Annotated in this window: 24 protein-coding genes; 8 read left to right on the forward strand and 16 right to left on the reverse strand. The window is 39.1% G+C overall.

From position 1 onward, the window contains the following. Positions 1 to 77 precede the first annotated feature (77 nt). From C9J42_RS11620 to C9J42_RS11630, 3 genes are all read left to right on the forward strand, one after another. On the forward strand, positions 78 to 284 hold the full coding sequence (locus C9J42_RS11620) for a hypothetical protein (RefSeq protein ID WP_107246556.1): 207 nt from the start codon (positions 78 to 80) through the stop codon (positions 282 to 284). Between the two features lie 17 nt (positions 285 to 301). Then, positions 302 to 1,933, forward strand: coding sequence for an SgrR family transcriptional regulator (locus tag C9J42_RS11625; protein WP_107302025.1), 1,632 nt, complete (start codon positions 302 to 304; stop codon positions 1,931 to 1,933). Positions 1,934 to 2,037: 104 nt separating this feature from the next. Then, positions 2,038 to 2,466 (forward strand): VOC family protein, encoded by a 429-nt coding sequence (locus C9J42_RS11630; protein ID WP_107246553.1) that lies wholly within the window; start codon positions 2,038 to 2,040, stop codon positions 2,464 to 2,466. A 64-nt stretch (positions 2,467 to 2,530) separates the two neighbouring features. Here the strand turns inward: C9J42_RS11630 and C9J42_RS11635 are convergent, their stop codons facing one another. The 15 genes from C9J42_RS11635 to C9J42_RS11705 all read right to left on the reverse strand — a co-directional run bounded on the left by C9J42_RS11635 (position 2,531) and on the right by C9J42_RS11705 (position 17,093). Continuing rightward, positions 2,531 to 3,316, reverse strand: a complete 786-nt coding sequence (locus C9J42_RS11635; RefSeq protein WP_107207425.1) for a PhzF family phenazine biosynthesis protein — start codon at positions 3,314 to 3,316, stop codon at positions 2,531 to 2,533. A gap of 23 nt (positions 3,317 to 3,339) precedes the next feature. Further along, positions 3,340 to 3,798: a MarR family winged helix-turn-helix transcriptional regulator gene (locus C9J42_RS11640; protein ID WP_107207424.1), complete on the reverse strand. Its 459-nt coding sequence runs from the start codon at positions 3,796 to 3,798 to the stop codon at positions 3,340 to 3,342. Next, complete coding sequence (locus C9J42_RS11645; RefSeq protein WP_107207423.1) at positions 3,779 to 4,774, reverse strand: DUF2955 domain-containing protein; 996 nt, start codon at positions 4,772 to 4,774, stop codon at positions 3,779 to 3,781. The genes C9J42_RS11640 and C9J42_RS11645 overlap by 20 nt, the downstream gene beginning before the upstream one ends. Positions 4,775 to 4,797: 23 nt before the next feature. Further along, the gene (locus C9J42_RS11650) at positions 4,798 to 5,847 is read right to left on the reverse strand and encodes an HlyD family secretion protein (RefSeq protein WP_107246552.1); all 1,050 of its coding nucleotides are present in this window, start codon (positions 5,845 to 5,847) and stop codon (positions 4,798 to 4,800) included. 957 nt (positions 5,848 to 6,804) lie between these two features. Next, complete coding sequence (gene ribA / locus C9J42_RS11655; RefSeq protein ID WP_107207421.1) at positions 6,805 to 7,401, reverse strand: GTP cyclohydrolase II; 597 nt, start codon at positions 7,399 to 7,401, stop codon at positions 6,805 to 6,807. A gap of 98 nt (positions 7,402 to 7,499) precedes the next feature. Beyond that, positions 7,500 to 7,970 (reverse strand): 6,7-dimethyl-8-ribityllumazine synthase, encoded by a 471-nt coding sequence (gene ribE / locus C9J42_RS11660; protein ID WP_107207420.1) that lies wholly within the window; start codon positions 7,968 to 7,970, stop codon positions 7,500 to 7,502. A gap of 59 nt (positions 7,971 to 8,029) precedes the next feature. After that, positions 8,030 to 9,127, reverse strand: coding sequence for a bifunctional 3,4-dihydroxy-2-butanone-4-phosphate synthase/GTP cyclohydrolase II (ribBA, locus tag C9J42_RS11665; RefSeq protein ID WP_107207419.1), 1,098 nt, complete (start codon positions 9,125 to 9,127; stop codon positions 8,030 to 8,032). A 32-nt stretch (positions 9,128 to 9,159) separates the two neighbouring features. Next, positions 9,160 to 9,819, reverse strand: coding sequence for a riboflavin synthase (locus C9J42_RS11670; RefSeq protein WP_107207418.1), 660 nt, complete (start codon positions 9,817 to 9,819; stop codon positions 9,160 to 9,162). 126 nt (positions 9,820 to 9,945) lie between these two features. Further along, the gene (fre, locus tag C9J42_RS11675; protein WP_233217699.1) at positions 9,946 to 10,653 is read right to left on the reverse strand and encodes an NAD(P)H-flavin reductase; all 708 of its coding nucleotides are present in this window, start codon (positions 10,651 to 10,653) and stop codon (positions 9,946 to 9,948) included. Positions 10,654 to 10,666: 13 nt separating this feature from the next. After that, the gene (locus C9J42_RS11680; RefSeq protein WP_107207416.1) at positions 10,667 to 11,788 is read right to left on the reverse strand and encodes a long-chain fatty acid--CoA ligase; all 1,122 of its coding nucleotides are present in this window, start codon (positions 11,786 to 11,788) and stop codon (positions 10,667 to 10,669) included. A 96-nt stretch (positions 11,789 to 11,884) separates the two neighbouring features. Then, positions 11,885 to 12,571, reverse strand: a complete 687-nt coding sequence (locus C9J42_RS11685) for an LLM class flavin-dependent oxidoreductase (RefSeq protein WP_107207415.1) — start codon at positions 12,569 to 12,571, stop codon at positions 11,885 to 11,887. Between the two features lie 22 nt (positions 12,572 to 12,593). Beyond that, on the reverse strand, positions 12,594 to 13,571 hold the full coding sequence (locus C9J42_RS11690) for an alkanal monooxygenase (protein ID WP_107246550.1): 978 nt from the start codon (positions 13,569 to 13,571) through the stop codon (positions 12,594 to 12,596). A 48-nt stretch (positions 13,572 to 13,619) separates the two neighbouring features. Continuing rightward, positions 13,620 to 14,684, reverse strand: coding sequence for an alkanal monooxygenase (locus C9J42_RS11695; RefSeq protein WP_107207413.1), 1,065 nt, complete (start codon positions 14,682 to 14,684; stop codon positions 13,620 to 13,622). 36 nt (positions 14,685 to 14,720) lie between these two features. Beyond that, positions 14,721 to 15,644 carry an acyl transferase gene (locus C9J42_RS11700; RefSeq protein WP_107207412.1) on the reverse strand — a complete coding sequence of 308 codons (924 nt, stop codon included), beginning with the start codon at positions 15,642 to 15,644 and terminating at the stop codon, positions 14,721 to 14,723. A gap of 12 nt (positions 15,645 to 15,656) precedes the next feature. Then, the gene (locus C9J42_RS11705; protein WP_107207411.1) at positions 15,657 to 17,093 is read right to left on the reverse strand and encodes an aldehyde dehydrogenase family protein; all 1,437 of its coding nucleotides are present in this window, start codon (positions 17,091 to 17,093) and stop codon (positions 15,657 to 15,659) included. 789 nt (positions 17,094 to 17,882) lie between these two features. On the opposite strand from C9J42_RS11705, the gene C9J42_RS11710 reads away from it, so the two are divergent. The 5 genes from C9J42_RS11710 (at position 17,883) to putP (ending at position 25,007) form a co-directional block, all read left to right on the forward strand. Beyond that, on the forward strand, positions 17,883 to 18,443 hold the full coding sequence (locus C9J42_RS11710) for a hypothetical protein (RefSeq protein ID WP_158260210.1): 561 nt from the start codon (positions 17,883 to 17,885) through the stop codon (positions 18,441 to 18,443). Between the two features lie 125 nt (positions 18,444 to 18,568). After that, positions 18,569 to 19,315, forward strand: a complete 747-nt coding sequence (locus C9J42_RS11715; RefSeq protein WP_107207409.1) for an AraC family transcriptional regulator — start codon at positions 18,569 to 18,571, stop codon at positions 19,313 to 19,315. Positions 19,316 to 19,543: 228 nt separating this feature from the next. Further along, on the forward strand, positions 19,544 to 22,726 hold the full coding sequence (gene putA, locus C9J42_RS11720; protein ID WP_107302027.1) for a bifunctional proline dehydrogenase/L-glutamate gamma-semialdehyde dehydrogenase PutA: 3,183 nt from the start codon (positions 19,544 to 19,546) through the stop codon (positions 22,724 to 22,726). Continuing rightward, positions 22,716 to 23,441 carry an aldehyde dehydrogenase family protein gene (locus C9J42_RS11725; protein WP_107207407.1) on the forward strand — a complete coding sequence of 242 codons (726 nt, stop codon included), beginning with the start codon at positions 22,716 to 22,718 and terminating at the stop codon, positions 23,439 to 23,441. The genes putA and C9J42_RS11725 overlap by 11 nt, the downstream gene beginning before the upstream one ends. A 69-nt stretch (positions 23,442 to 23,510) precedes the next feature. Then, entirely contained in the window at positions 23,511 to 25,007 is a 1,497-nt protein-coding gene (gene putP / locus C9J42_RS11730; RefSeq protein ID WP_107288062.1) for a sodium/proline symporter PutP, read from the forward strand. A 95-nt stretch (positions 25,008 to 25,102) separates the two neighbouring features. On the opposite strand, the gene C9J42_RS11735 is transcribed toward putP, so the two are convergent. Then, positions 25,103 to 25,489 carry an ectoine synthase gene (locus tag C9J42_RS11735; protein ID WP_107294298.1) on the reverse strand — a complete coding sequence of 129 codons (387 nt, stop codon included), beginning with the start codon at positions 25,487 to 25,489 and terminating at the stop codon, positions 25,103 to 25,105. Between the last annotated feature and the right edge of the window lie 13 nt (positions 25,490 to 25,502).

Genomic DNA, 25,502 nt, shown 5'->3' on the forward strand with positions numbered 1-25,502 from the left:
ACAGTCTCTTTTTTTGTTCCGTTTTTAAATGGCGTAAAGCTCCTAAAATAAAATCATCAAATAACAGGAGCTAAATCATGAAATTTTATAACCAAATTAAAGAAATTATTAACTCATCAAAACGTCACGATAAAAAAACAGGATGGCTTGCTCGTTTGATATATATTAGTCCTGCACAGCGATTAGAAAGGCTGAACACTATTTTTGGCTCAGATCAGTTTTCTAAAGCCAGACCATTAACGCTTAGCCAGCAAAAGAAGTTTAATGATAATTATCTAAAGTAATGTAAGGATCTCTCTGTATGAGCCGACGAAAACTGGAACTATATGAAAATATATTTAATCGTGTCGGTCCTGGTAAAAGCAAGGTCACTATTGTAGAGATCGCCGCTTACCTTCATTGCAGTGAGCGTCATGCGAGAACCTTATTAAATCAAATGACAACATTAGGTTGGTTAACCTGGTCTCCGACTGTGGGGCGAGGTAATAAAGGGATCCTCAATTGTTTACAGGAACCGATACAGGCGTGCCACAAAGAGATTGATAAAGCGAATGACAACAGCAATCTCGATTTGGTTTATAAGCTGGTAGGGTTTAATGGACGAGATACCGCCGCTGGCTTATGGCAATATTTATCACAAGCGGTGACAGAGAAACACAACACGATCCTGGCGCCTTTTCATCGTTGTATGAAAACGTTACATCCCCATTTTATTACCGAGCGTACTGAGCGCCACTTTATCTCTGAGGTTTACCAAACGTTAGTTGAAGATAAAGCGAATAAGCTGACAGGTAATCTTGCTCATTTTTGGGAAAGTAATAGCAATCATACCGTTTGGACTTTCTATCTTCGGCCTGAAACCCTGTTTCATGATTTATCTGTTCTGACGGCAGATGATGTTGTTGCAAGTTTTAAAGGGCTTATCCATTCAGCGCAATGGCAACGATTGTATGATCATATCGAAAAGGTTATTGCTGTTTCTTTTGATGTGGTTGAAATTCATTTATCTACCCCAGATCCTCTTTTTATTAAATTACTGTGTCGTGCTGAAACCGCGATCATGCCAAAACAGTTCGTATTTGCTAATGAATCACATTTTAGAGCCATTGGCTCGGGACCTTTCTTGTTAGCCGTAAATTCGAACAAACTATTACGCTTGCAACGCTTTTCACAATATAACCGTACATCAGCATTAATTGAGAAAATTGAATTTTGGATCCACGAGAGTTGGGCAGAAAGAAAGAAGTGTTATCAGAACTTTTTCTTTTTAAATGACAGTTTAAACGTGTATGAGACGGCCTGTGATTATGTCGGATCGTTTTATTGCTTGATTACAAATAAGCAATTACAAACGCAAGACGTTAAACAAAATCTAGCAGCGGCATTGTTAGGCGATCATAATCAAGCCGGTAAAAAATACCCTGTTTATACGATAAGTCATGAGAATAATCGAGAATGTCGAGAGTATTCAAAACAGTTAATGTCCTATTTTGATAAGCCTGAAATATTGCAGACGAAAGAAGTAAAGTTTGGTCAGTTTCTTGATGGCGTTGATGTGTCGATTTTAGGAATACGAAAGGAAGATAATAAGTACACCAGTTGGTTTGCTTTTTTAACGTTATATCCGCACTGGCCATCGGTATTGACCTTTACCCAGCAAGATTATTTACACCAGCAGATCGCTGCGATCCGTATTGAAGAGGATGTGTTACGTCAACAAGCACTGATTAGTCACGTAATGACGTGGTTAGAGCAACAGCATATTTTATTTGAAATAAAGCGTGAAGGATTAACCCTCTCGGTACCAGAGCAAATACGAGGTGTGGAGATCAATGCCAATGGGTGGTGCGATTTCTCTAAGCTTTGGATCAAACCCATGAAAGTGAAATCGGATGTCACTGCGTCAATGGAAAGTCTGATTGCTAAATATTAATCAACGAGTTATTGAGTAATCAATACATCATTATTTCTTCTTGACCTCAAGTTTACTTGAGGAATTAGAGTGCTTACATATTTTCAAAAAAGAAGGAAAAAACAATGAAAGGATATGTAGAGCACATCAATATAAAAGTATCTCAGCCAGAAAAAACGATTCATTTTTTATTAACAGCGTTACCTGAATGGACGATTCGCGGGGAAGGGAAAATTGATAACTGGTTTGGTCAACCAATGCATTGGTATCACATTGGCGATCAAGAGAGCTATGTGGCGATAGGATCTGGGGGGGAAGGTCAGGTGCCTGATTGGCAGGGAAATGCATCAGGCATTAAGCATGTTGGTATTGTGGTTGAACGTATTGATGATGCGGTTGCAAAGCTGAAAAGTGCCGGTTATGAAGTGGATCATTGGAGTGCAGAGCATCCCTATCGTCGCAGTGCTTATTTTATCGATGATAACAATTTAGAGATCGAGTTTATTGAATATTTGACCGATGATCGTGCACTTAGAAACGATTACAGCCAATAATGGCGAAATGAAATAAGACAAGAAAGGAGAGCGCCTGCTCTCCTTTATAGATTGAATACAAGCGCTATAAGTATACCTTTCCACGCAGATATAAAACCGCTGATCCGGCAATAATAATGCGATCATTATCGATCATTTTACACTGTAAAACCCCACCTCGTTGTGAGGCTTGGTAAGCGGTTAATTCTCGTTTACCAAGCTGTTTAGCCCAATATGGCGCTAAAGCTGTGTGGATTGAACCTGTCACTGGATCTTCATAACCGCCATTGGCTGGCCAGAAATAACGAGACACAAAATCGTATTGTGTCGATTGTGCAGTGACAACGATATCGTGAGGGGCGAGCTGTTTAAGCTGCTCTGCATCGCAAACCACATTTTGTACTGCTTGTTCATTGGGTAAAACAGCAATATAGGCCTGGCGATTTTTTAGCACCTTGGTGGGCGTAATAGATAATCCCTTGAGTAAGGCGGCTGGTGGTTCAACGTCTTCACCAGGTTGGCAAGGGAAGTTCATTTCAATATTGCCATTTGGGGCTTGTTTTACTGTCAGTGTGCCAACTTGCTCTGTGGTAAAAGTGATCTCGCCTTTAAGCTGGTAAAACTGATACAGAACAAAAGCAGAGGCAAGCGTTGCATGACCACAAAAGTCAATTTCAGTCAGAGGAGAAAACCAACGGATCGCATAAGTATTATCGCCCGTTGGTTTAATAAACGCCGTTTCAGACAGGTTATTTTCAGCAGCAATACGCTGCATTAATGAGACGTCTGGAAAAGTGGCAACGGGCATGATTGCCGCAGAATTGCCTTTGAAATGTTGGTCGGTAAAAGTATCGACAACGAAAATATCCATATCGTGTTTATCCTGCGTGTGCGTTAAGAATTGACCAGTATGTCTTGTCGGATCAATTTTTTGTTAATTTTAAATAAAAGTTCGCGTTCTTCATTTGTGAGTGGCGCAAAGAAGTCTTGATTGAGATTAGCAATACATACGGTGGCTTTTTGCTCGATATCTTTACCTTTATCAGTAATCACAAGATAGCGGGCTTTTTTGTTTTGCTCTGATTTATGCACGGTGATTAAGTCACGTTTAATACAGTTATCGATTAAACGTTTAGTCACTGAACGTTCACGGTGTAGTGCATCGGAGACAGCTTGCTGCGGCACTTCGCCCAAATAACTGAGCACGCGTAGTGCACCTAACATTTCTAACGTAATATCAAATTCCGTCGCCAAGGCTGAATTGGCAATACTACGAAATTGCTTGTAGGCTAATCCCATCGTAAAAGAGACACTCTCATTAAGAGAAGGGATATCAGTGTAGTTCTGTGACATGACGTTTCTTCGCCGTAGTAATGAAATAAAACAGAGCCAATATACCTAAAGTACAGCTAAGTTCCCATCCTCGAAGGAAAGTACTACTTAATCCTAACTCACTGTTGGTCATATAAAGTTGGATCGGTAGCATGGTTGCGAGCAAAATATCGGGATGTAACTCTTGGTGTGGCCCTTCATCGGTATAAATTTTGTGACTGATCATGTAAATCAGTACAAATAACCCCAAACCATAAACAATAATATTACTTTGATAACCAGCGATAAGTAACATAAATATCGCCGCAATAGCACACCCGCCGACTTGCGTAATAAAACGAGATTTAACGATTTTTAAATAGGCTTCTCGACTGGTTTGAGTTGCTGCTGCAATGACTGGCACCATACAAAATGCGCCAGAAATTAGATTTACAATCATTAAAAAACCCAGTCCTAAACCAATCAAACTCACTGATATCAAGCGTTGTTGAGCGGTGACAGGGGTTGTTTTCGGTTTGAAAAAGCCCGATTTTGGTTTCGGTGGTAGTAGCCAAAAAAACAGCTTAGTTACACAGATACTAACCACAATCGCTAACCCCACTTCGTGTAAACGTTGCGGCATATCCATATTGGTGTGTAGCGCAAAAACAATATTTAAAATCCAGTTAATTGTCGGCATAAACAATGCGCCCACTTTAGCGGGAGAATCTGCCCTTTTTCTTAGTTGGTCGAACAGTACGATACTGATCGTCCAAATAATAAAAGGGTGATCACTAAAAACTTCAGACACGAAAACCGCACTGTAAGCAGAGAGCAATACCAAAGCGAACGTTTTGCTTAATCCTTTCCAACTGTAGTCTTTTACTTTCGTTGCGATGATGATCGGAAATAAAGCAAAGTAAACATGTGAATTTACATGGAAAAGCTTTCCGAACATCATACAAATACACACAATTAAGCTAGTGCGTAGTGCATCTGTACTGATTAACTGTTTCATACTTTACTCACCTGAGTTGCTTCTTAGTAGATGTAGCGGAATAGGGCGATGAGATGGATCCAAGCATTGCTAAGCACATCTAAAATAGGATTACCATTAAGCACAATGACACTTGCGCGAGAGCCTGAAATCACATCTTGCTGTGGTACGTTGACGGCAATGCGAGTACGGATTTTTTGTTGTTCGCGGATCCAACGTGTGTCATTAGTAACGGTTGATAGTTGTGTCAATGGATTGCTCGCATCAAAAATAGCACGATCTTGATTTTCGATTTCGCCTTTAAATACTCGACCAGGTTGAGAATCAAAACTGATCAATACATGATTTTTAGGTTGTAAATGGGCAATGCCTTTTTCGTTAAAGTCCGCACTTAGCCAACTGTTTTTTGCATTCACAAGAAAAAGGATCGGGGTACCTTTATTAACATAAGTCCCTGCATCTAATTGTAAATTGCTCACAGTGCCAGCTGTCTGTGCAACAACTGTAGTATTGGATAAATCCCATTCAGCGCGTGCTAATTTTGCTTGTGCGAGTTCAACGGCTGCGGTGTTTTCCTTACCTGATAGTGTCGCTTTGATTTTTAGCACATCAGCTTGTGCGGCAGAAATAGCACTTTTAGCGACATCAGCAGTACTGATCGCATCATCAAGCTCTTGTTGGGTCGTTAACCCTTTACGGCTTAATGCTTGGTAGCGATCCAATTTAATTTGCGCATTTTTCCACAATGTTTTTTTCTGTAGTACCACTTGCTGTGCAGCGACGAGTTGCTGCCATGTTCCTATATTGGCTTCTTTTGCTTGTTGCAATTCGGCTTGTGCTTGATCGACTGCAATTTGATAAGGCTTTGGATCAATAGAAAATAAAGGTTGGTTAGCATTAACGTGTTGACCGTTACTGATATAAACATGGGTGATATTTCCTGATACTTCAGGAGCAATGTTCACCACTGATTTATAGAAAGTGGCTTGTGTGGTAAATGGCGACACATTATCAGCCATTAAAAGGAAAGCTGATAATGATAAAGCGAAGCCGATTACGGTATATAAGAGAATAGAGTAAATGTTCGTTTTCATCACTTTTGTTACCTATACAACAAAACTATGAGGCGATTGTATACTTAGTAATGTTGTATGTGCAACATTAATTAGTGTTATTTATTTTAGTGATGGTGTTGAAAGAGGAGTTTTTGAGTGTGGGGGCGTAATAAATAGGATTCTAGCTACTATATTTAATTGGGTAATTTGTTTTATAAATAGGACGTTAATAGCGTTTGAGTTTATTTTTGCATTTTTTTCTATATGTGAATTTGCCTAATTGGCGTTTATCTACCATATTTAACTTAACCTGTATTGAGATAGTTACTCGAGCTTACGGAGGATTGGAGCTGTTTTTAAAGACTCACGGATACAGGTATCAGTGATTATTAATAGACCTCTTAGACCCGTTATTGGTAGTCACTCAGTTGCATCGCGCAACATGTGAAAAGTAGACAAAGTAATACATGTAAGAGCAACAAAGTAACACCGTAAAAATTACACACGTAAAAGCTACATACGTAAAAGCTACACATGTAAAAGCTTCTAAGTGACTACTTAGTTGTTAACAATTTGGTAAGTGACACCTTTTAAAAATTTGCTTCTTCGCCAATATATAGCGGTCCGCACAAATATTGTGGGACACGGCAAGCTCAACGTAATGAGTGGCGAAGCGTAACAATATTGGTGTGCCGAGTAAGTACACTAATAGCAACACCAAGCCGCACTGCAATAGTGCGGCTTTTTATGTTTAGCGACTTATTAATAATTCATAAAATTACAATAATTATTAACTCTTCCTATTGAAAATTATAAGATATTGAAAATAAACTTAAAATAAATGTTATCCACAAATTCAGTGGGTAACTCTGAACTGTGGTTGTTTAAGGTGGTTGTTTTTTTGCCATTTAACATGACAATTTTAGTATGTTAAATGGCGTAATAGTTAGGAGCGAAATCTCGATGCGTATGGCGAGTAAAGGTAAGTGTGAATTGTCATAAAGATAAGTTGTGATGACCGTATAAGGCTTTTGCTTGTAAGTATTCTTGATTACCTTCTTTGATGTGTACTTGAGTCTTAATCACTTCTACTATCTGAATATTATGTTGAGATAAGTCTTTAACTTTTTTAGGATTATTGGTAATTAAGCGGACTTTGTTGATACCCAGTGCGTGTAATGCGTCGGCGGCTTCCTTGAAATCACGAAGATCATCATCAAAACCTAAATGGTTATTTGCTTCATAGGTATTCATGCCTTGGCTTTGTAATTGATAAGCATCGAGTTTATTGTATAAACCAATCCCACGGCCTTCTTGACGTAGATACAAAAGAATCCCACCAGATTGGCGCATTTTTTCTATCGTTTCATTGAGCTGCTCACCACAATCACAGCGAGAAGAATGAAAAACATCACCGGTTAAGCATTCAGAGTGCAGACGAACTAAAGGAACGCTTGCCGCTGTATCTGCTTGTTTAAAAATAATTGCGACGTGTTCTTTACCTGAGTTAAAGCCATGAAATGACAATAATTCAGCAGGGATATCACTTCGTTGCCCTATTTTAAAAGGAACTCGGGCTCTTACTGTGACCATAATATCCTCGTACTTCTATTTGAGTTAATTACTTTGGAAGGAAAATGGCTATGATTCAGTAGGTATAATAGCCATCATAATGTGTGAAGATAAGGTATCTAAGGTTCTATCTCTGCTAACACGTTGATCATTTCGAGTGCACTGAGGGCGGCTTCTGCACCTTTATTTCCCATTTTTGTTCCAGCACGTTCAATGGCTTGTTCGATGGAATCTACCGTAAGGACACCAAACGCGACTGGAATTTGATGTTCTAATGCAACTTGCGCTAAACCTTTATTGCATTCACCTGCAACATATTCAAAATGTGGAGTACCGCCACGAATCACAGAACCTAAAGCGATGATGGCATCATAACTACCTTGTTTCGCAAGTTGTTGAGCCAATAAAGGCAGCTCATAAGCCCCTGGACAATGTACAATGGTAATATTGGTTTCTTTAACAAGACCTTGGCGTTGTAGGGCATCTAATGCACCAGACAATAGGTTGTCATTGATAAAACTATTAAAACGAGAAACGATGATGACAACATTTGCGTGGGGTGCTGTGATCGCACCTTCAATAATATTCATGAAGCTTCCTAAGTGTATTTATAAAAACGAGCGATGAATCAATAACATTTGAGTGTTTACTAGTTACAAATATATTCAACAACCTCAAGATCAAATCCTGATAAAGAACGATATTGTTGGTTTTGTGAAGACAGTAAACGAATTTTGCGAAGCCCTAGTTCAGATAAAATTTGCGATCCTAAACCAATTTGTCGGGACTGCGGTGTGGTAGGCAAGGGAGCAATCGCTTGGTGCTCTGAAGCTAACTGGTTTACTTGATTGATGATCATCGTAGAGGGTTCTATTTGGCTGATGATCACTAATACGCCACCGTCGGCTTGAATACGCTGCATGGCCGCTTGTAGGGACCATTGTGTGGCGCCAGTATGTAAAATATCTTTCAGTGTATCTTTGACATGCACACGGACTAAGGTTTCAGTATCAGGGTTAATATCACCTTTACATAAGGCGTAATGGAGTTGATTGTCAATGGTGTCACGGTAGGTGATCAAGTTGAACACACCATATTCAGTGCATAATTCACTCTCTGATAAACGTTCAATATGACTTTCTAGTTGGGTTCGATACTCGATTAAATCGGCAATTGTCCCCAGCTTTAAATTGTGCTTTTGCGCAAACACTTCAAGTTGAGGTCGGCGTGCCATTGTGCCGTCTTCATTAAGAATTTCCACAATAACACTAGAGGCTTCAAGCCCTGCTAAGCGTGCAACATCACAGCCTGCTTCAGTGTGACCGGCACGAATTAATACGCCACCATCTTGCGCCATTAATGGAAAAATATGCCCCGGCGAAACAATATTATCAGCACTGGCATTAGGAGCAACTGCTGCTTGTACTGTCTTCGCACGATCACTGGCAGAGATCCCAGTCGTAACATCGGTGGCGGCTTCTATTGAAACGGTAAATGCAGTTGAGAATTTATCGTGATTATTTTGTACCATTAGCGGTAAATTTAACGTTTTACAGCGATCTTTGGTTAACGTTAAGCAGATCAACCCACGCCCATGTGTTGCCATGAAATTAATCGCTTCGGGAGTAATCATTTCAGAGGCAATGATCAGATCGCCTTCATTTTCACGATTTTCATCATCCATCAAGATAACCATTTTCCCCTGACGGATATCATTAATGATTTCTTGGGCGCTACTTAAAGTCATAACTGGTCCTTTTTATCAACAGCGTAAATGAGTTATACGATAAAACCGTGCTTCTCTAATAAAGACATAGAGACGTTAGTGTTTTTTTTGGATTCTTGTTTATCAATGCTGACTAATCGTTCGAGGTAGCGTGCCACCATATCAGCTTCAATATTGACCTTTTGACCAATGGTTGCATTAGCAAGTGTTGTATTGGTTAACGTATGAGGAATAATGGTTAATTTAATGACATTCTGATAGACAGCATTGATGGTTAAGCTCGTTCCATCAATACAAATTGAACCTTTCTCTGCAACAAACTTCTTCAGGTGTATTGGTACAGTTATCCAAACCTCAATGGTGCGACCCTTTTGCTTTAACTCAATAATGTCGCCAATACCATCAACATGTCCGGAAACAATATGACCACCTAAGCGTGTAGTGGGTAACATGGCTTTTTCTAGGTTGATATTTTGTCCGACGTGGTAGCTGTGAAATGCGGTACGCTTTAACGTCTCTTTTGAAAGATCGGCAACAAACCCAGTTGGAGTTAATTTAGATACGGTTAAACAAACGCCATTACTAGCAATGCTATCACCAAGTTTTACGTCCGAAATATCAAGCTTATTGGTATTGATAACCATTGAAATATCGTCATTATTACGAATAATGGCGCTGATATTTCCAATTGCTTCTATTATTCCTGTAAACATACTATACCTACAAAAAAACTCTATTTATCAGGTGCAAGCCAACTGTTACCCAATAAATAGAGTAAATATAATGAGTAATGACTGATTTAGATAAAAACCATCAGTAATGATATGAACGATTTTTAACTACATATAACTAAACGCATCAGAATACATTTTCCCGACATTGGCTTTTTTCTGAGTTGTAAAAATATCTTTTGCATTTCGGCTCATACCGAATGGCCCGCAAACATAAATATCAAATTCAGATAAGTCGGCAAAATCATCCATTACAGCATCAATAACATTGCCGATTTTACCGTCCCACTCTGTGTGTACATGCTCGACAACGGGCACATATTTCACATTGGGAAGCTGGGCTTCTAATGACTTAAGTTTTTGATCTGCATAAAGCAATTGGCGATTGTTCACACCCCAGTAAAGGTAGATAGGTTGTGATAGTTGCTTGTCAATACAATGATGAAGGATACTATTGATATATGATAAGCCTGTGCCGCCAGCGATAAGTAGCAGCGGCGATTCACTTTCATCACGTAACCAAGCATCACCATGTGGCGAATCTATCTTAAACTCGGTTTGATGAATAAACGCATCGTTAAAATACGAAATTGCTTCTATAGCAGTTTCTTTGACTGAGCCGCCAACATGCAATTCAATTAATTCATTACAGTTTGGGCTGTTAGCAATAGAAAAAGGCAGCTGTTTATTATTCAAATAGATAATAGCGTATTGCCCGGCTTTGAATTGAAAGCATTGGTCTGGTTTGATAAACACTTTAAAAACATGGCTATCAGATGCTTCAATTTTTGTAATTTTGCAATTAAAAATCATCATTCAGTCCTGCTACTTATTTCAAGCTGGTCGCCATCGATAATGAACAGCCTTTTTGTTCACGGGTATTTAAACGGCGAACAATTTCCACGGTTGTTCCTTGGTGTGGATCGGGCTCTTTGATGTTGTGCACAATGCCAATATCGTCTGTAACAATAAAGGTTGGGTAACTCGTCGATGATGCATCCATGTAGCTCATTAAGCCTTCCTGACCATCTTCAACAGGCGTCATAGTGACAGGATCAAGTGCACGAGCATATACCCATGGTGGAACATGTTTGCGTTGGCGGTTATCTTCAAAGAAGCAAGTATTTAGTTCTACTTGGTTAAAGGTGTCACGAATTTGGCTTTCGTGGAAAAGGTTGAAAGTTTCCATTAATAACTGATTAAAATCTTGACGATTAAGTGCTTCTTTTTGTTTTGTTTTCCAGCCGCCACCAGTGATGATGAACATGTGAGCGCCAGCATTAAATTCAATGTTGTGCTCTTTCATATAAAGCGCTAATAAATAAATAAAGTATGGAGGGCCAATTAAACAAATGCCTTTCCCTTTACGTTGAATAGCCTTTAACGACGTGATGGTTTGTTCAAAATCAATTTCATCTTCGTCTACTGTAAACGTCGTTGGGTATAACAATTCAACTAGGCTCATGACATATTTGAACCAAACATTTTTGGCGCTGAAGCGATCAGGTCCCATATTAACTAGCTCTAGTTGGTGTTCATGGAACTCACCTAGATACTTCATGCCGTAATTTACAGAGCCAAGCAGGCGTTCGATGCTTTGGCGATCACGGGCAATATGGCTTTTTATTCCACTTGTGCCGCTACTGGTGAACCAATTTTCAATATTAGCTTCATCGGCAGTATGTAGCTTAGCGTATTTGAACATCGAAGTAGGGAATACCGGAATATCATCGATTGATGTAATTTTTTCGTCTACACCTTGGGCATTACAATAATAACGGTAATCTTCATTATTTTTATAATGGTAGTGGAATGATTCCATTATAAATTTCTGCTTTAATTTTTCTTGTTCATCATAGGTTAAGTTAAGTGGTGATGATGAGAAAATAATATCATCAAGTTCTGAACTAACAATAATATCGTTAGTATCAACATTTAATAATGTAGTCATATTAAACCTTAATAAAAAAAATAATGGCAGTGTAATAAATCACACTGCCATTTATAATGACAATGATTGGCGAAGTCTTAATTTAAATTAACTTAATTAGTTAAGATTGTAATCTTTTCGATAATTGATAACTTGTTTATCAAAATTAATCATTAATGATTTTTTATCCTCTTGAACTTTCATTGATTCAAAACAAAATAAGAAATCGACTTTATTATCTAAACCTTGAGCAATATCAACAACGTGAGATAAGCACGTATCGTAATTTCCTGCTGCATTACTATTGATGATTTCATCAATCGATGCCTCTGCTTGGGTGTAACAGAGGTAATTTTCTAAGTAAATGCTTAGCTCAGCTTTGGCTTGCGTTGGGTTCTCATTCACATTGATAAATAACATTAATCGATGACGAATATCGGTGATATTGATATTAAACTTAGCCGCGGTTGTCTCGTAATGTTTTAATAAATCAATGCGCTTTTTTTGGTTATCATCCCACTTAAACAGAAGTGGCACCCCATATTTAGCTGCTTTTTCAACGGTTTCGTTGCTGGTGGCTAAAATATGAACGTTATTACCAATACTAACAAGTGGAGCTAGTTTCGTTTCATCATGATAACTTTTATCTATGTGGTATTCGCTAAATGCAACAACATCATAGATGGATGTATCTTCATGAATAATACGTAATGTTTCTAACGCATTATTCATGGTTAATGATGGATCTTGCTGTCCTACATGATAAAAATTAAGGAAGAAGACGCCATAATTCCATTTTGTCATTTTATTATCCTGAGACTTATTATTATAGATTTTTCTTGATTTTGTTATTAACCATATTAATAAGGTCGATGACAGCTGCTTTATTTTTCATAGATTCAAAAGATAACAATACATTCTTTGAACCTGTTATTTCTAAAGCATATTTAGTGGAGTCATAATATTCATCTTCTGTACCTACCGCGTGTTGCTTAATTAGCTCTTCAATTTTTTCTTCTTGATCTGCATTTGGGTAAGCTTCTGCAATATAATCGCGGATATAGTCACGCATTTCTTGTTTAGCAATATCGCTATCTGTATTTAGATTAACAAGTAATGGGAATTGGTGATCAATATTAGTAATATCGACATTATTTTCAGCCGCGACAGCTAAATAATGTTGATAGTAATTTTCTTTTTCAGCTAGGGTGTCACTCCAGCGGTAAGTCAGCGGCAGGCCTTTGATCGCTGCCCACTCAACCACGCCCATACTTGTAGCTAAGATATACTGTTTTAGGTTTTCTTTACTAATACAGTGTGGGTTGATAGAGATTTTTGGGAAGTTATAAAAGTCATTATTAGCATGACAGTAGTTAGTAGTAATACCATCATTTAAAATGTCATAACAAGCTTCAAATTGCTGTTGTTGACTATCGCGTTGGCGCTTAAAGAAGTCCATCTCGAAATCATTAACACAATCACTTAATCCTAGAATAAAACGTCCATCAGACATTTGATCAAGCAAGCTTGTTTCTTCTGCAATACGTACCGGATGGTGAGTTGTGATAACTTGATTCAATGAACCAATATGAAGACGTTCGGTTAAACCGAGTAAAAAACTTGCAGCTGTTATAGGAGCACCTACGATACCGTTTTTAGAAAAATGGTGTTCGTTAATGAAAGCGGTATTGAAGTGGTACTCGTCTTTATCGACCAATGCAACAGTGTTGATCATGTTGTCGAGTACGTCTTCAGATGTCATACCTTTAAGCTGAAAGTTTAGAAAGAATAATCCAAAATTCATGTTATTTTCCTTATTTATCATTTAATTCAAGATGTTAAATCTAGTGGTTTATTTCGGATCTTTTAGGTATGGTGCCACTTGTGTCATAAAGCGTTCCATAGAAGCAATGATTTCTTGCTCTGAACCGTTTGCTTCAAAACCAAGGGTAATATTTTTGATCCCTGTTGCATCAATATCGCGTTGCATGATTTCAATACATTTTTCAGGTGTGCCAACAGGGTTAAGGTTATTACTGTAATCAAGACGACGGCGGCTATCGGTATGGCCTTGTAATACAAAGTCACGCCATTGACCTTTGTGGTAGTCATAGCCACGAGTTTGGTTACTGTCTTTAAAGATATTTGTCGCATTTGTGTAAGAGTCATACCAGTTTGATAAGAAGTCACGACATGCACTTTCTGCTTTTTCTTGATCGTCATTAACAGAACAGATGAAGGTCATACTGTGGTCGATATTCTTAATATCGTGACCATGTTCAGTTGCAATTTCATTGTACAGTTCCATCTGTGCTTTTTTCTCGCTGGTCGTGATGATCCAACTTAGCACCATAGGCAAACCACGTTCTGCTAACCAAGTTGTTGTCGCGGCAGATTCGGCTGTCATACAAGTAGGGATTTTGTCTGAGTAGGCTTCTGGATAGACATTTACATCTTGGAATTCAATATTTTTACCATCAGTGTGTAAAACACCTGATTTTGAGCCGTCCATGATCATTTTATGGAAATCTTCAGTGATCGAACGGGAATCTTCCATCGTAACACCGAATACCCGGAAATCTTTATGGTATAAACCACGGACTACGCCAAAGTTAAAACGACCTTTTGACATTTGATCCAGTAGCATTAGATCTTCCATTTGACGGGCAGGGTGAGCTGTTGGAAGTACGATACCCATTGTGCCAACGTTGAGTTTTTTGGTACGACCAAGAATATTGGCACAAGCAACATATAGGTTACCGGTTAGGCCAAATTCAGTGAAATGGTGTTCAAGCGTCCAGAAGGTATCGAAGTTTAATTCTTCTGAAGCAACGCCAAGTCGAACAAAGCGATCCATGACTTCTTTATGAGATTCACCTGGTGGCTGGTATGAGAAACAAATATTGCCAAATTTCATTATATTTTCCTTTTAATGAATAAAATATGTATTGGTTTAAGCGCTAGCGAACATTTCGTTTTCAATTTTATTTTTTAAACGACGTTCATTAACTGTAATAATGGTGAGATCTTCAAAGTTTGGTTCACTAATATCGTCCGCTAAATCGAGTACTTCACTGTCTAAGCCTATTGCGGCTTTGGTTACCGATTGGTAGAAATTACGGAGGACGATCAGGTTCTCACCTAAATCATGTGATGAACCAATTAATGAGTAAATTTTGGTTTTATCTGAGTTGATATTTCCGATTAAGTGTTTCACTTCTTCTTTGCAGACCCAATTATCGCCATTTGAAACAAAGGCAATAAAAGGAATATCTAGATCTTTAGTTTTATTTACTGTTGAATCTAAAGTATCCCAACTATTATCAAAACAGTCAGTCACAAAGACTTTTGAGCCTAAGTTATAACCTTCGAAATTTAAATCTTCAGGGATATCATTAATTTCCATTTGTAGATAATCATAATCAAGTGCTTTCTCAAGTGTGCTTCTTAAATTAACAACACCAACAGCCGTAATGAGGAATGATAATTTAATCTCAGTAGCAACATCATAGGCAATACGAGCAGAAAGACTTGAAGCAATTAGTCCAATTTCATTAATACCACGATCATTTAGCCAATCAATGACTGTTAATAAACTTTGTTTGCCAACAGACATAGAAAACTGATTAATTTCACCACTACTTAAGCCAACATGATTTAATGAATCATAACGAATAACATGAAAACCATTATTTGCTAAATATTCAGCAAGGCCAGCGAAATGGTCCATTCGACGGGCAAAACCAGCTGCAATAACAATCGTATTATTGCGCTTAACCTCTTGATTTTTAGGTAGAGTTTCCCATACGCGGATGTGACGATTATCACCTAGGTTAATAACGTGATCAATAGGTGCTGAGGTTTGAGTATTGTTCATAATATTTCTCTTTTATGGTACAAAAACGAGGAATTTATCTTCTTCTAGGTAACGCGTTTGTTCTATTTTGACTGCGACATCTTTAGTGGTATAAGTCGATGGTCTTTCATGTGAAATATATTTAACAAGACGCTGAAGTGGACGCATACCGTCATGTGCGCCACCCACTCGAAATATATTATTCATACCTGATTCAATAATACGTTCCGCACCGTGTGCCGCTAATGTATCTCTATATTTAAATGATGCTTCCCATGGTGTAATTGAAACTGTTTGGGTTACATTATTTTGAAGATAGGGAGTAATTTCCGAAATATCTTTCACGTGATGAATATACGCAGAACGAGATAATGGTTGATTACCGAATGAACCCGCTGGAGATTGCGTTAATAACCAAGACTGCTCGTCACCTTTTTGCACTTTATATTTGGCAAATAAACATTCTCTTTCTGTTAAAGAAAATGCGCCCTTTTCATCGAAAGATTGATCGCCTTTGGGCAGTATGTCTTTATAGATGTTTAATTGCTGAGTTAGCTCTGCAAAAAAAGTATCGATATTGTCACCCATGTAATAGATATCTTGGGTAGAGAAACAAGCTTGTTGATCATAAAAACAGATGTCGTGAGCAACACCAATGGCAGCTGCTTTAATATCTGTTGGGTTATCAACAATCGAAATACTTTTCTTTGGACCAAATTTAAGAATATCAACATGTGCTGGGGTATGTTTTGTTGCCCATTTGATTGCATCGTTACCCCCCCAAGCCACAACCACATCTGCACAGCTCATGATTTTTTGTGGAATAGTGATATCTTCACTATGTGACCAATACATGACTGACATAGATCGAGTTATTGGGTGGTCGGCATCGGTATCAATAAAACTTGAAGCCAGTGCGGTTGCGGTAAATGGATCAGCAGACGATGTTTTAATGATGCATTCGTTTTTAGTTAGAATAGCGCGCAGGATAGATGTCACACCAGACAGCGGAACGTTACCCGCTAATAAATGGATAGACTTGCCTTTTGGCAGCGCCTTGACATAGCAATCACCTTGGGGGAGCCATTCATCAACGATATGGCGAGAACTGAGATCATTTTCAACAATGTCATACAGCGCACTTTTGCTACATAGGATCATCGAAATCCAGTTCGCTTCTAGTTTTGCCATCTCAGGAGAGTAGCCCATGAATTTGACTAGATCGCGAATATAAGTAAGGCGACGGCTATAGTTTTCACTCTTCCATTTTTGCCCTACAGTATACAAGAAGTTAACTATCTTGTTGATATTTAAGTTATTTTCTATTTTTAGTGAGGTGATCGCCTCAGCATCAATGTCTGTAATGATAGGTACATTGACGGTGTTATTGTTAAGCGTAAGTTCGCGGACTTCATGTTCTGACGTGTCTCGAACTTCGCCTCCAATAATCAATGGGATCTTCTTAATCATGCAATCTCCGTTAACATGCTGTTAAATTCTATTCCTTTTAGGGATGCGTTAATGTCCCTTAGGAACAAAAATAAGGCTAGATGAATAATTATTACCATGTAAGTTGATTTTTATTTGTTTATAAATATTCGAGATTTTGATCACACTATAAAAACAATTATTTTTAACTCTTCATATCCACATCTATTATGTCTAGCTTTTTCTACATTTTTTCCGTCTTTTTTTTGGTCAATAATTGCTCATTTCTTTGTTTTTAATATTTTTACGGAGTGAGTTTAGGTATGTTTATTTGTGTTTTTTTATCGTTGAAATTTTATTTTTTTTATTTTTACTCCGATATTTATCGAATTGAAATGTATTTCATTTTTTGTTTGTTGATAGGTTTGTATTTGTGGGGATAAATATTGCTACAAGTAAATAAAAAAGCAATATTTTGCCAATAATCACTGCTTTTTATTGCTTTGTTTTTTATTAAATATATGTTTTGTTAGGGTTTGTTTTTGCTTAGTGTGCATATTGTGGGGTTGAGGGGGTTATCATGCTCTGATATTTAAATGTGTAAAAAAGCGGTGTGATAAATGGGTGATATTGATATTTCCCATTTTAATGTTATTGGTGGTTTATAATTAATACAAGTGTGTGAATTATATTTCTATATTTAAATTTTTGTGATGATATTAAAAAAAATCTTGTGCTTTATTTGTATTTTAATCTCAAATTACTAAACTCTTGATGAATCTATTGGCATACATTAAGAAAAAATATAAGAGTCTAGAAAAGGAGACATTGATGTTTAGAGGTATTGTTCAAGGTCGTGGTGTTATTAAATCCATATCAAAAAGTGAAGATAGTCAACGACATGGCATTGTATTCCCTGAGGGTATGATTGGGCTTGTTGACATAGATACTGTAATGTTAGTAAATGGTTGCTCCTTGACTGTCGTGCGTATTTTAAACGATACGGTGTACTTTGATATTGACCAAGCATTGGGTACGACAACATTTGAGAGTTTAAAAGAAGGTGATCAGGTAAATCTTGAGATCCACCCTAAATTTGGTGAAGTGGTTGGTCGTGGCGGATTAACAGGGAACATTAAAAGCACGGCATTAGTGACTGGGGTAGAAGAGAATGAAGCGGGTTTTTCAGTATTTATTGATATTCCTAAATCGTTATCTGAAAACTTAATGGTACAAGACGACATTGGTATCGATGGCGTTTCTTCGCCGATCACTGATATGTCAAACAGTGTTATTACATTGCATTACCCTCGTGATTTACTAGCCAATACTAACCTTGCGATGTTAAAAAAAGACGTGAAAGTGAACGTTGAAATTTTAAATGAATGGTAGTGATTAAATTCTGCTATTAAATATAAGCGCATTATTTTAATGCGCTTATTTGTTTTATTTTAAAGCAGTTGGCGCAGTATATAAGTACCACATACTTTGTGGTGTACAAAAAAAGGAGGTGGTGTATGGAAAAAAAAATGCCGACATTCCATGTCGAAACGTTAGACGAATCAAAAACATACCATCATCATGATTATCCTCAGATTATTATAGGATTAATGGGGCAAAGTGAACTGTCGATAGAAGATAGTTCACTTTGTCTTTCTTCTGGTATGGGATGCCGAATTAATGCCAATGTTAACCATGGTTTTTGTGGCGGACCTAACAACCAAGTTTTAGTGATGAATTTACCACCATTGATATCAATGACTGATGTGGAACAGTTCAGTAATGGCAATTTCAGCTTAGATGCACGTACTCATCAGCTTATTTCATTGTTAGCGATTGAATTAAAAGAACATGCTCAGGATAGTGTGTTATCACAATCGATCAGTAACACCTTACAGTGCTTAATTAATCGTAGCTTAATGAGCTTTGATGAAAAAAAAGTAACACGTCTAAATATGGCGCTTATTGATAGTTATATCCAGCAGAATATTCAGAAGAAGATCTCAGTGGCTGATCTATCCAGCATTGCTTTTTTAGCACAAAGCCAATTTTATGTCTTATTTAGAAAGCAAATGGGGATAACGCCACATCAATATGTATTGCGAAAACGATTAGAGTTAGCAAAGCAATTGATTGCAGAAACTCAAAAACCGTTATCGGAAGTTGCACAATTATGCGGATTCTCAAGTCAAAGCAGCTTTAGTCAAGCTTTTCGCCGTCTATACGGGACATCTCCCATACGATATCAGTTCTTTATTCAATAAGTTATAAGTAGCACTTAGCAGTAATATCGCGCTATATGGGTTAACTATATAGCGCTTTTTTATGTGTGAGATCTCGTATTATTCATTGTTGGAGAAAAAATAAAACATCCCGTAGGAATTCATAAGACGAGATAAAATTTTATCCATACTATCTACAGGCAATAACAGATTAATAACATGACAGTGTTGTTTATTATCATCTCACTGAGATGCCATAGAGGAAACCTGATGTTTAAAGCCGTTGATGTACTCCATTCTTCCTTTATAGAGAAGCCGTTAGCTCAATTATGGGCATTAATTTCACCACTGTATGCTGTTGATGAGTCTGAGTGGTTAACACAGTTGCTACCCTTAGCAGAACCTACCGATGAAGAACGTACGTATAGTGCAGCGCAAGCCAGTGAGCTTATTGCTCGTGTCCGTGCCGATAAAAATGCGGTGCAAATGATTGACGCACTGCTATTGGAATATAGCCTAGAGACCAAAGAAGGGATCTTATTAATGTGCTTAGCTGAAGCACTGATGCGTATTCCTGATCCGGCTACTGCTGATGCCCTAATTCGCGATAAATTAAGTGTTGCTGATTGGAAATCTCACCTTAAAAACTCTGATTCATTATTTGTGAATGCCTCAACATGGGGGCTCATGCTAACAGGGAAAGTAGTAACGTTAGATGCAAAACAAGACGGTACACCTACGAATGTAATTAACCGCTTGGTTAATAAAATGTCAGAGCCAATGATCAGACAAGCTATGCACCAAGCGATGAAAATCATGGGGCATCAATTTGTTCTAGGGCGAGATATTTCTGAGGCGATGAAAAACGGCAAACCTAAACGAGAGCAAGGGTTTACTTATTCATTCGACATGCTAGGTGAAGCGGCACTCACCGCTCAAGATGCCGAAAAATATTACCAAGACTACCTAACGGCGATTAAAGCGGTAGGCAAGGTCAATAGTGCCATTTCAGCTCAATCGGCTGGTCAATCATCAGATCCTACCGTATCCATTAAGTTATCTGCTTTGCATCCTCGTTACGAAGTCGCCAATGAAGCGCGTGTGTTAGAGGAAATGTACCATTCCGTACTTGAGCTATTAATTTTTGCCCGCGAGCATAACGTTGGGATCACGATTGATGCTGAAGAAGCAGACAGATTAGAATTATCATTAAAGCTATTTGAAAAACTGTATCGCGCAAAAGAAGTAAAAGGTTGGGGGCGTTTCGGTTTAGTTGTACAAGCGTATTCGAAACGTGCTCTACCTGTATTAACGTGGCTTGCTGCCCTTTCTAAACAACAAGGTGATGTGATTCCACTTCGATTAGTAAAAGGCGCCTATTGGGATAGTGAACTGAAACTTTGTCAGCAAGCAGGCTTCAATGGCTACCCAGTTTTTACTCGTAAAGAAGCGACAGACAGCTCTTATTTAGCCTGTGCGAGATTTCTACTATCTGAGCCTTTAAAAGGGCTGATCTACCCACAATTTGCGACTCATAATGCTCACACGATCAGTGCTATTGTCGCGATGGCGAAGCATTCTTACTTTGAATTCCAACGCCTGCATGGCATGGGAGATGCGCTATATAACCATGTGATGGATATGCATAAAACACAGGTACGTATTTATGCACCAGTGGGAAGCCATAAAGACTTACTGCCATACCTTGTTCGTCGTTTATTAGAAAATGGTGCCAATAGTTCGTTTGTTCATCGCTTAGTTGATGCGAATTGTCCAATTGCTGAGCTCACACAACATCCGGTTGATGTGCTTAAGCAACGTAAGACACTGCACAATAGCTTGATCCCATTACCGATAGATATTTTTGGCGCTGAACGTAAAAACTCATCAAGTATTAATATTGATATTGAATCACAGTGGCAGCCATTTCATCAGGCGGTACGTGCCTTTGATAAGGTGAGGTGGAAAGCCTCGCCTATTTTGAATGGAAAACCAAAGGCTATTTTAGCTGCCGAGCGAGTTTGCGTGACGGCACCTTATGATCGTGAGGAAGTGGTGGGTGAACTGATCTATGCCACATCATCACAAGTGGATACCGCAATGGCATCTGCCCATGACGCTTTTGCTGATTGGTCACAACGTTCTGCAAGCGATCGTGCAAATTACTTATTGCTATTGGCCGATAAACTTGAATTACATCAAGCAGAATTAGTGGCGTTGTGTCACCGTGAAGCAGGTAAAACTATCCACGATGCCATTGATGAAATTCGTGAAGCGGTAGATTTTTGTCGTTATTACGCAGAGCAGGCACAAACTAATTTTGCTAAGCCTAAACGCATCACTAGCTTTGATGGTGTCGATCAAGAGATGACCTATCAAGGGCGTGGTGTCTTTGTTTGTATTAGCCCTTGGAATTTCCCGTTGGCCATTTTCTTAGGTCAAGTGTGTGCCGCTTTAGTTGCAGGTAATACCGTCGTGGCGAAACCTGCAGAGCAAACCTCATTAATTGCTTGTCGTGCTATTGAATTACTACTGCTTACTGGTCTTCCACAAGGTGTTATTCAAGTAGTAACAGGATTGGGTCGTGAGATAGGCCATCAGTTGACGTCAGATGAGCGTGTTGCTGGTATCGCCTTCACAGGTTCTACACCCACAGCGCAATTGATTAATCGTACCTTAATGGCACGTGACTGTGCGCCAGTCCCATTCATTGCCGAAACGGGCGGTCAAAATGCAATGATCGTTGATAGTACAGCACTACCGGAACAAGTCGTACGTGATGTATTACGTTCCGCGTTTGCCTCTGCCGGTCAACGTTGTTCAGCATTACGCGTCCTCTTTATTCAGCAAGATATTGCCGAACGTGTGATCACGTTAATCAAAGGGGCGATGGCTGAACTTAAGGTTGGGGATCCGCAATTACATGCTACCGATGTGGGGCCTGTCATTGATCGTGCGGCAAAGCAAAAGCTGCTTACTCATATTGAATCGTTAAAAAACCAAGCACGATTGATTTACCAAACGCCGCTGTCAGAAAACTGTGCGAATGGCGATTTTGTTCCGCCGACGGCCATTGAAATTAAACATATTAACCTATTAGAGCAAGAGCACTTTGGCCCAATTCTGCATATTGTGCGTTTTAAGGCGAGCGAGATTGATCAAGTCGTTAATCAAATTAATCAAACAGGATTTGGTTTAACAATGGGAATACATAGTCGAAATGAGCGTACCTATAGTGAAATAGCGTCACGCGCCAAAGTCGGTAATTGTTATATCAATCGCGATCAAGTAGGCGCCGTTGTTGGCGTCCAGCCTTTTGGTGGTCGAGGGTTATCAGGAACAGGACCAAAAGCGGGCGGGCCTCATTATTTGTATCGTTTTATGCAGTCAACGATTGCGCCAATCAATGTTACTCATCAATGCGAGATGGAAGGAGTAAACGATGAAAAATAATTCACAGTTAATGGCGTTATCTCCGCAATTACAAAAATCACTACAAAGTAGCATTTTTGCGTTTTCGGTATGGAATGATCTGGACTTTGAAACGCGAATCGCTATTCTACGCCGCTGGGCAAAATCGCTAGATAATCAATCTGCGATGATGGTGAATTTTCAGTGTAACAATGCACTGGAAATGGTGGCTGAAATGCAAGTAATGCCAGGGCCAACAGGTGAAAGTAACACGCTTTATTGTGTTGGACGCGGCGTATTTGTTGTCACTGCAAGCGATGACGTCGCTAACCATGTGGTGATTGCTCAAATCGCCACTGCATTGGTGTGTGGTAACAGCGTTATGTTGTGTTTATCGCCTGATCACCCTTTAAATACTGGTGCCATTCTCAGTCAGCTAGAGCCGGCAGGATGTGTCGCCAATGTACTTAGTGTTATTGAGGACATTGAGCTTGAATCGTTAATTCAAAGTGAAGAGGTTGCAGCAGTTGCTTATAGCGGTACTGCTGAACGTGCGTTGAGCTTAGCGCGTCAATTAGCGGCGAGAAGCGGACAGTTAGCGCAATTAGTGGCAGAAACCGATTTTGATCATCTACCTGTCATTGGTAGCCCAAGTTACTGTTTACGCTTTATCACTGAACGTACCAGAACCATCAATATTACAGCCGTCGGCGGTAATGCAACGTTATTAGAGCTTGGTTGTGGAGAAACCGACTGACCAGACCTTGCTTAATATGATAATAGGCCTTTGCCATGAACAAAGGCCACTTAACAGGAAGTACAACTTATGATTGAAAATAACTTCGCGATTACAGCGACCTTTGTAGCGTATCTACTAGGGATGCTAGCGATTGGTTATATCGCCTATAAACGCACATCGAGCTCCAGTGATTACTTTCTCGGTGGGCGTTCATTAGGTCCTTGGCCTTCTGCGATATCTGCAGGAGCATCGGATATGAGTGGTTGGTTATTATTAGGATTACCGGGATATGCATATATCGCTGGTTTTGAGTCATTATGGCTAGCTGGTGGCCTATTACTGGGGACGTGGTTGAACTGGCTGATCTGTGCTAAACGCCTGCGCACTTATAGTATAACAGCAGACAACTCACTGACTTTACCTGAGTTTTTATCACGTCGATTTGATGATAATTCAAAGCTTATCCAAACGATTTCCGCCTTCTTTATTTTGCTCTTTTTCCTTTTCTATACCAGTGCTGGTTTAGTGGCAGGCGGAAAACTATTTGAAACCGTCTTCGGTTTAGATTACACGCTCGCGCTATTTATCGGTACTTTGTGTGTTGTAACGTATACCTTATTTGGGGGGTTCCTGGCGGTATCTTGGACTGATTTAGTGCAAGGCCTATTGATGTCAGCTGCATTGCTTATTGTGCCGATCGCAGCGATGAATGCCGATCCCGTTCAGCTAATAGAAACGCTTCATAACAAGAACCCTGAATTATTAACGCTCTGGCATGATATTAAAGGCCAGCCATTATCATTTATGGTTATTTTGTCACTATTAGGTTGGGGGCTTGGTTACTTTGGTCAGCCTCATATCCTTGCGCGTTTTAAAGCGACACGTTCAAATAAAGACATTGGTACGGCGCGTCGTATTGCCGTGGTGTGGACGGCTCTGTCGATGATTGGTGCGTTGTTAGTCGGCTTAACGGGTATTGTTTATGTTGATGGCAACCTTGGTGGTGAGTTAGCGGATAGTGAAAAAGTCTTCATGTTGCTAGTGAATGCGATTTTCCATCCCGTGATGGCCGGTATTTTACTAGCGGCAATCTTAGCGGCGATCATGAGTACTGCGGACTCTCAGTTGTTAGTCTCTTCATCGGCATTGGCTGAAGATTTCTATAAACAAGTATTTCGTCCACAAGCGTCAAGCAACGAAATTGTTATGGTTGGGCGTATTGCGGTTATTGCATTATCAATTGTTGCCTTCGTTTTAGCATTAAACCCTGATAGCTCCGTTTTAGGTCTTGTGTCTTATGCTTGGGCGGGGTTTGGTGCGGCATTTGGCCCTGTATTGCTATTAAGTTTGTACTGGAGTGGGATGAACCGTTATGGTGCGATTGCAGGTATCGTGACAGGTGCGGTCACCGTTGTGGTATGGAAGCAACTAACAGGTGGAATGTTTGACTTATATGAGATCATTCCTGGCTTTATTTTTGCCACTGTTGCGGTTGTGATGGTAAGTAAAGCAACGGGTCGTCCGTCAGAAGCGGTACAACAGCAACATCAGCAATATCAAAAAAATCTGGTTGAATTTGATTAATATTATCTAATATCACGCAAGAAAAATCCCTGTATCAGCTTTGCTATACAGGGATTTTTTTTCGCTGAAAGTGCACTGGTTATACACGTAATGTTTTAGTCAACGAGTGGATAAACACCGTTTTCATCATGTGTTTCTTTGCCTGTGATTGGCGGATTAAACACACAAGCCATCACCATTTCTTTGTCTTTATAAGCACGTAAATAATGCTCATCGTGTTTATCAAGAATATATAGTGTACCTGGTTTAATTGGGTAAGTTTCGCCCCCAACAACTTCAATTTCACCTTCACCACTCATGCAGTAAACAGACTCTAAGTGATTTTGATAATGAATATGGGTTTCAGTGTTCTCAAAGATTGTCGTGATGTGAAAAGAAAACCCCATCTTGTCATCTTTAAGCAGCATACGAACACTTTCCCAAGTTTCAGAAGCTACACGGCGTTCACTGTCTCGACATTCAGCTAATGTTCTAACAATCATTTTTCGTCCTTAA

It is taken from the genome of Photobacterium sp. GB-56 (genome assembly GCF_003026105.1).
Taxonomy (GTDB): domain Bacteria; phylum Pseudomonadota; class Gammaproteobacteria; order Enterobacterales; family Vibrionaceae; genus Photobacterium.

Excerpts from the sequence above, each read along its gene's own strand:
- C9J42_RS11620 (WP_107246556.1), top strand. The coding sequence starts at position 78 with ATGAAATTTTATAACCAAATTAAAGAAATTATTAACTCATCAAAACGT.
- C9J42_RS11625 (WP_107302025.1), top strand. The coding sequence starts at position 302 with ATGAGCCGACGAAAACTGGAACTATATGAAAATATATTTAATCGTGTC.
- C9J42_RS11630 (WP_107246553.1), top strand. The coding sequence starts at position 2,038 with ATGAAAGGATATGTAGAGCACATCAATATAAAAGTATCTCAGCCAGAA.
- C9J42_RS11635 (WP_107207425.1), bottom strand. The coding sequence starts at position 3,316 with ATGGATATTTTCGTTGTCGATACTTTTACCGACCAACATTTCAAAGGC.
- C9J42_RS11640 (WP_107207424.1), bottom strand. The coding sequence starts at position 3,798 with ATGTCACAGAACTACACTGATATCCCTTCTCTTAATGAGAGTGTCTCT.
- C9J42_RS11645 (WP_107207423.1), bottom strand. The coding sequence starts at position 4,774 with ATGAAACAGTTAATCAGTACAGATGCACTACGCACTAGCTTAATTGTG.
- C9J42_RS11650 (WP_107246552.1), bottom strand. The coding sequence starts at position 5,847 with ATGAAAACGAACATTTACTCTATTCTCTTATATACCGTAATCGGCTTC.
- ribA (WP_107207421.1), bottom strand. The coding sequence starts at position 7,401 with ATGGTCACAGTAAGAGCCCGAGTTCCTTTTAAAATAGGGCAACGAAGT.
- ribE (WP_107207420.1), bottom strand. The coding sequence starts at position 7,970 with ATGAATATTATTGAAGGTGCGATCACAGCACCCCACGCAAATGTTGTC.
- ribBA (WP_107207419.1), bottom strand. The coding sequence starts at position 9,127 with ATGACTTTAAGTAGCGCCCAAGAAATCATTAATGATATCCGTCAGGGG.
- C9J42_RS11670 (WP_107207418.1), bottom strand. The coding sequence starts at position 9,819 with ATGTTTACAGGAATAATAGAAGCAATTGGAAATATCAGCGCCATTATT.
- fre (WP_233217699.1), bottom strand. The coding sequence starts at position 10,653 with ATGATGATTTTTAATTGCAAAATTACAAAAATTGAAGCATCTGATAGC.
- C9J42_RS11680 (WP_107207416.1), bottom strand. The coding sequence starts at position 11,788 with ATGACTACATTATTAAATGTTGATACTAACGATATTATTGTTAGTTCA.
- C9J42_RS11685 (WP_107207415.1), bottom strand. The coding sequence starts at position 12,571 with ATGACAAAATGGAATTATGGCGTCTTCTTCCTTAATTTTTATCATGTA.
- C9J42_RS11690 (WP_107246550.1), bottom strand. The coding sequence starts at position 13,571 with ATGAATTTTGGATTATTCTTTCTAAACTTTCAGCTTAAAGGTATGACA.
- C9J42_RS11695 (WP_107207413.1), bottom strand. The coding sequence starts at position 14,684 with ATGAAATTTGGCAATATTTGTTTCTCATACCAGCCACCAGGTGAATCT.
- C9J42_RS11700 (WP_107207412.1), bottom strand. The coding sequence starts at position 15,644 with ATGAACAATACTCAAACCTCAGCACCTATTGATCACGTTATTAACCTA.
- C9J42_RS11705 (WP_107207411.1), bottom strand. The coding sequence starts at position 17,093 with ATGATTAAGAAGATCCCATTGATTATTGGAGGCGAAGTTCGAGACACG.
- C9J42_RS11710 (WP_158260210.1), top strand. The coding sequence starts at position 17,883 with ATGTTTAGAGGTATTGTTCAAGGTCGTGGTGTTATTAAATCCATATCA.
- C9J42_RS11715 (WP_107207409.1), top strand. The coding sequence starts at position 18,569 with ATGGAAAAAAAAATGCCGACATTCCATGTCGAAACGTTAGACGAATCA.
- putA (WP_107302027.1), top strand. The coding sequence starts at position 19,544 with ATGTTTAAAGCCGTTGATGTACTCCATTCTTCCTTTATAGAGAAGCCG.
- C9J42_RS11725 (WP_107207407.1), top strand. The coding sequence starts at position 22,716 with ATGAAAAATAATTCACAGTTAATGGCGTTATCTCCGCAATTACAAAAA.
- putP (WP_107288062.1), top strand. The coding sequence starts at position 23,511 with ATGATTGAAAATAACTTCGCGATTACAGCGACCTTTGTAGCGTATCTA.
- C9J42_RS11735 (WP_107294298.1), bottom strand. The coding sequence starts at position 25,489 with ATGATTGTTAGAACATTAGCTGAATGTCGAGACAGTGAACGCCGTGTA.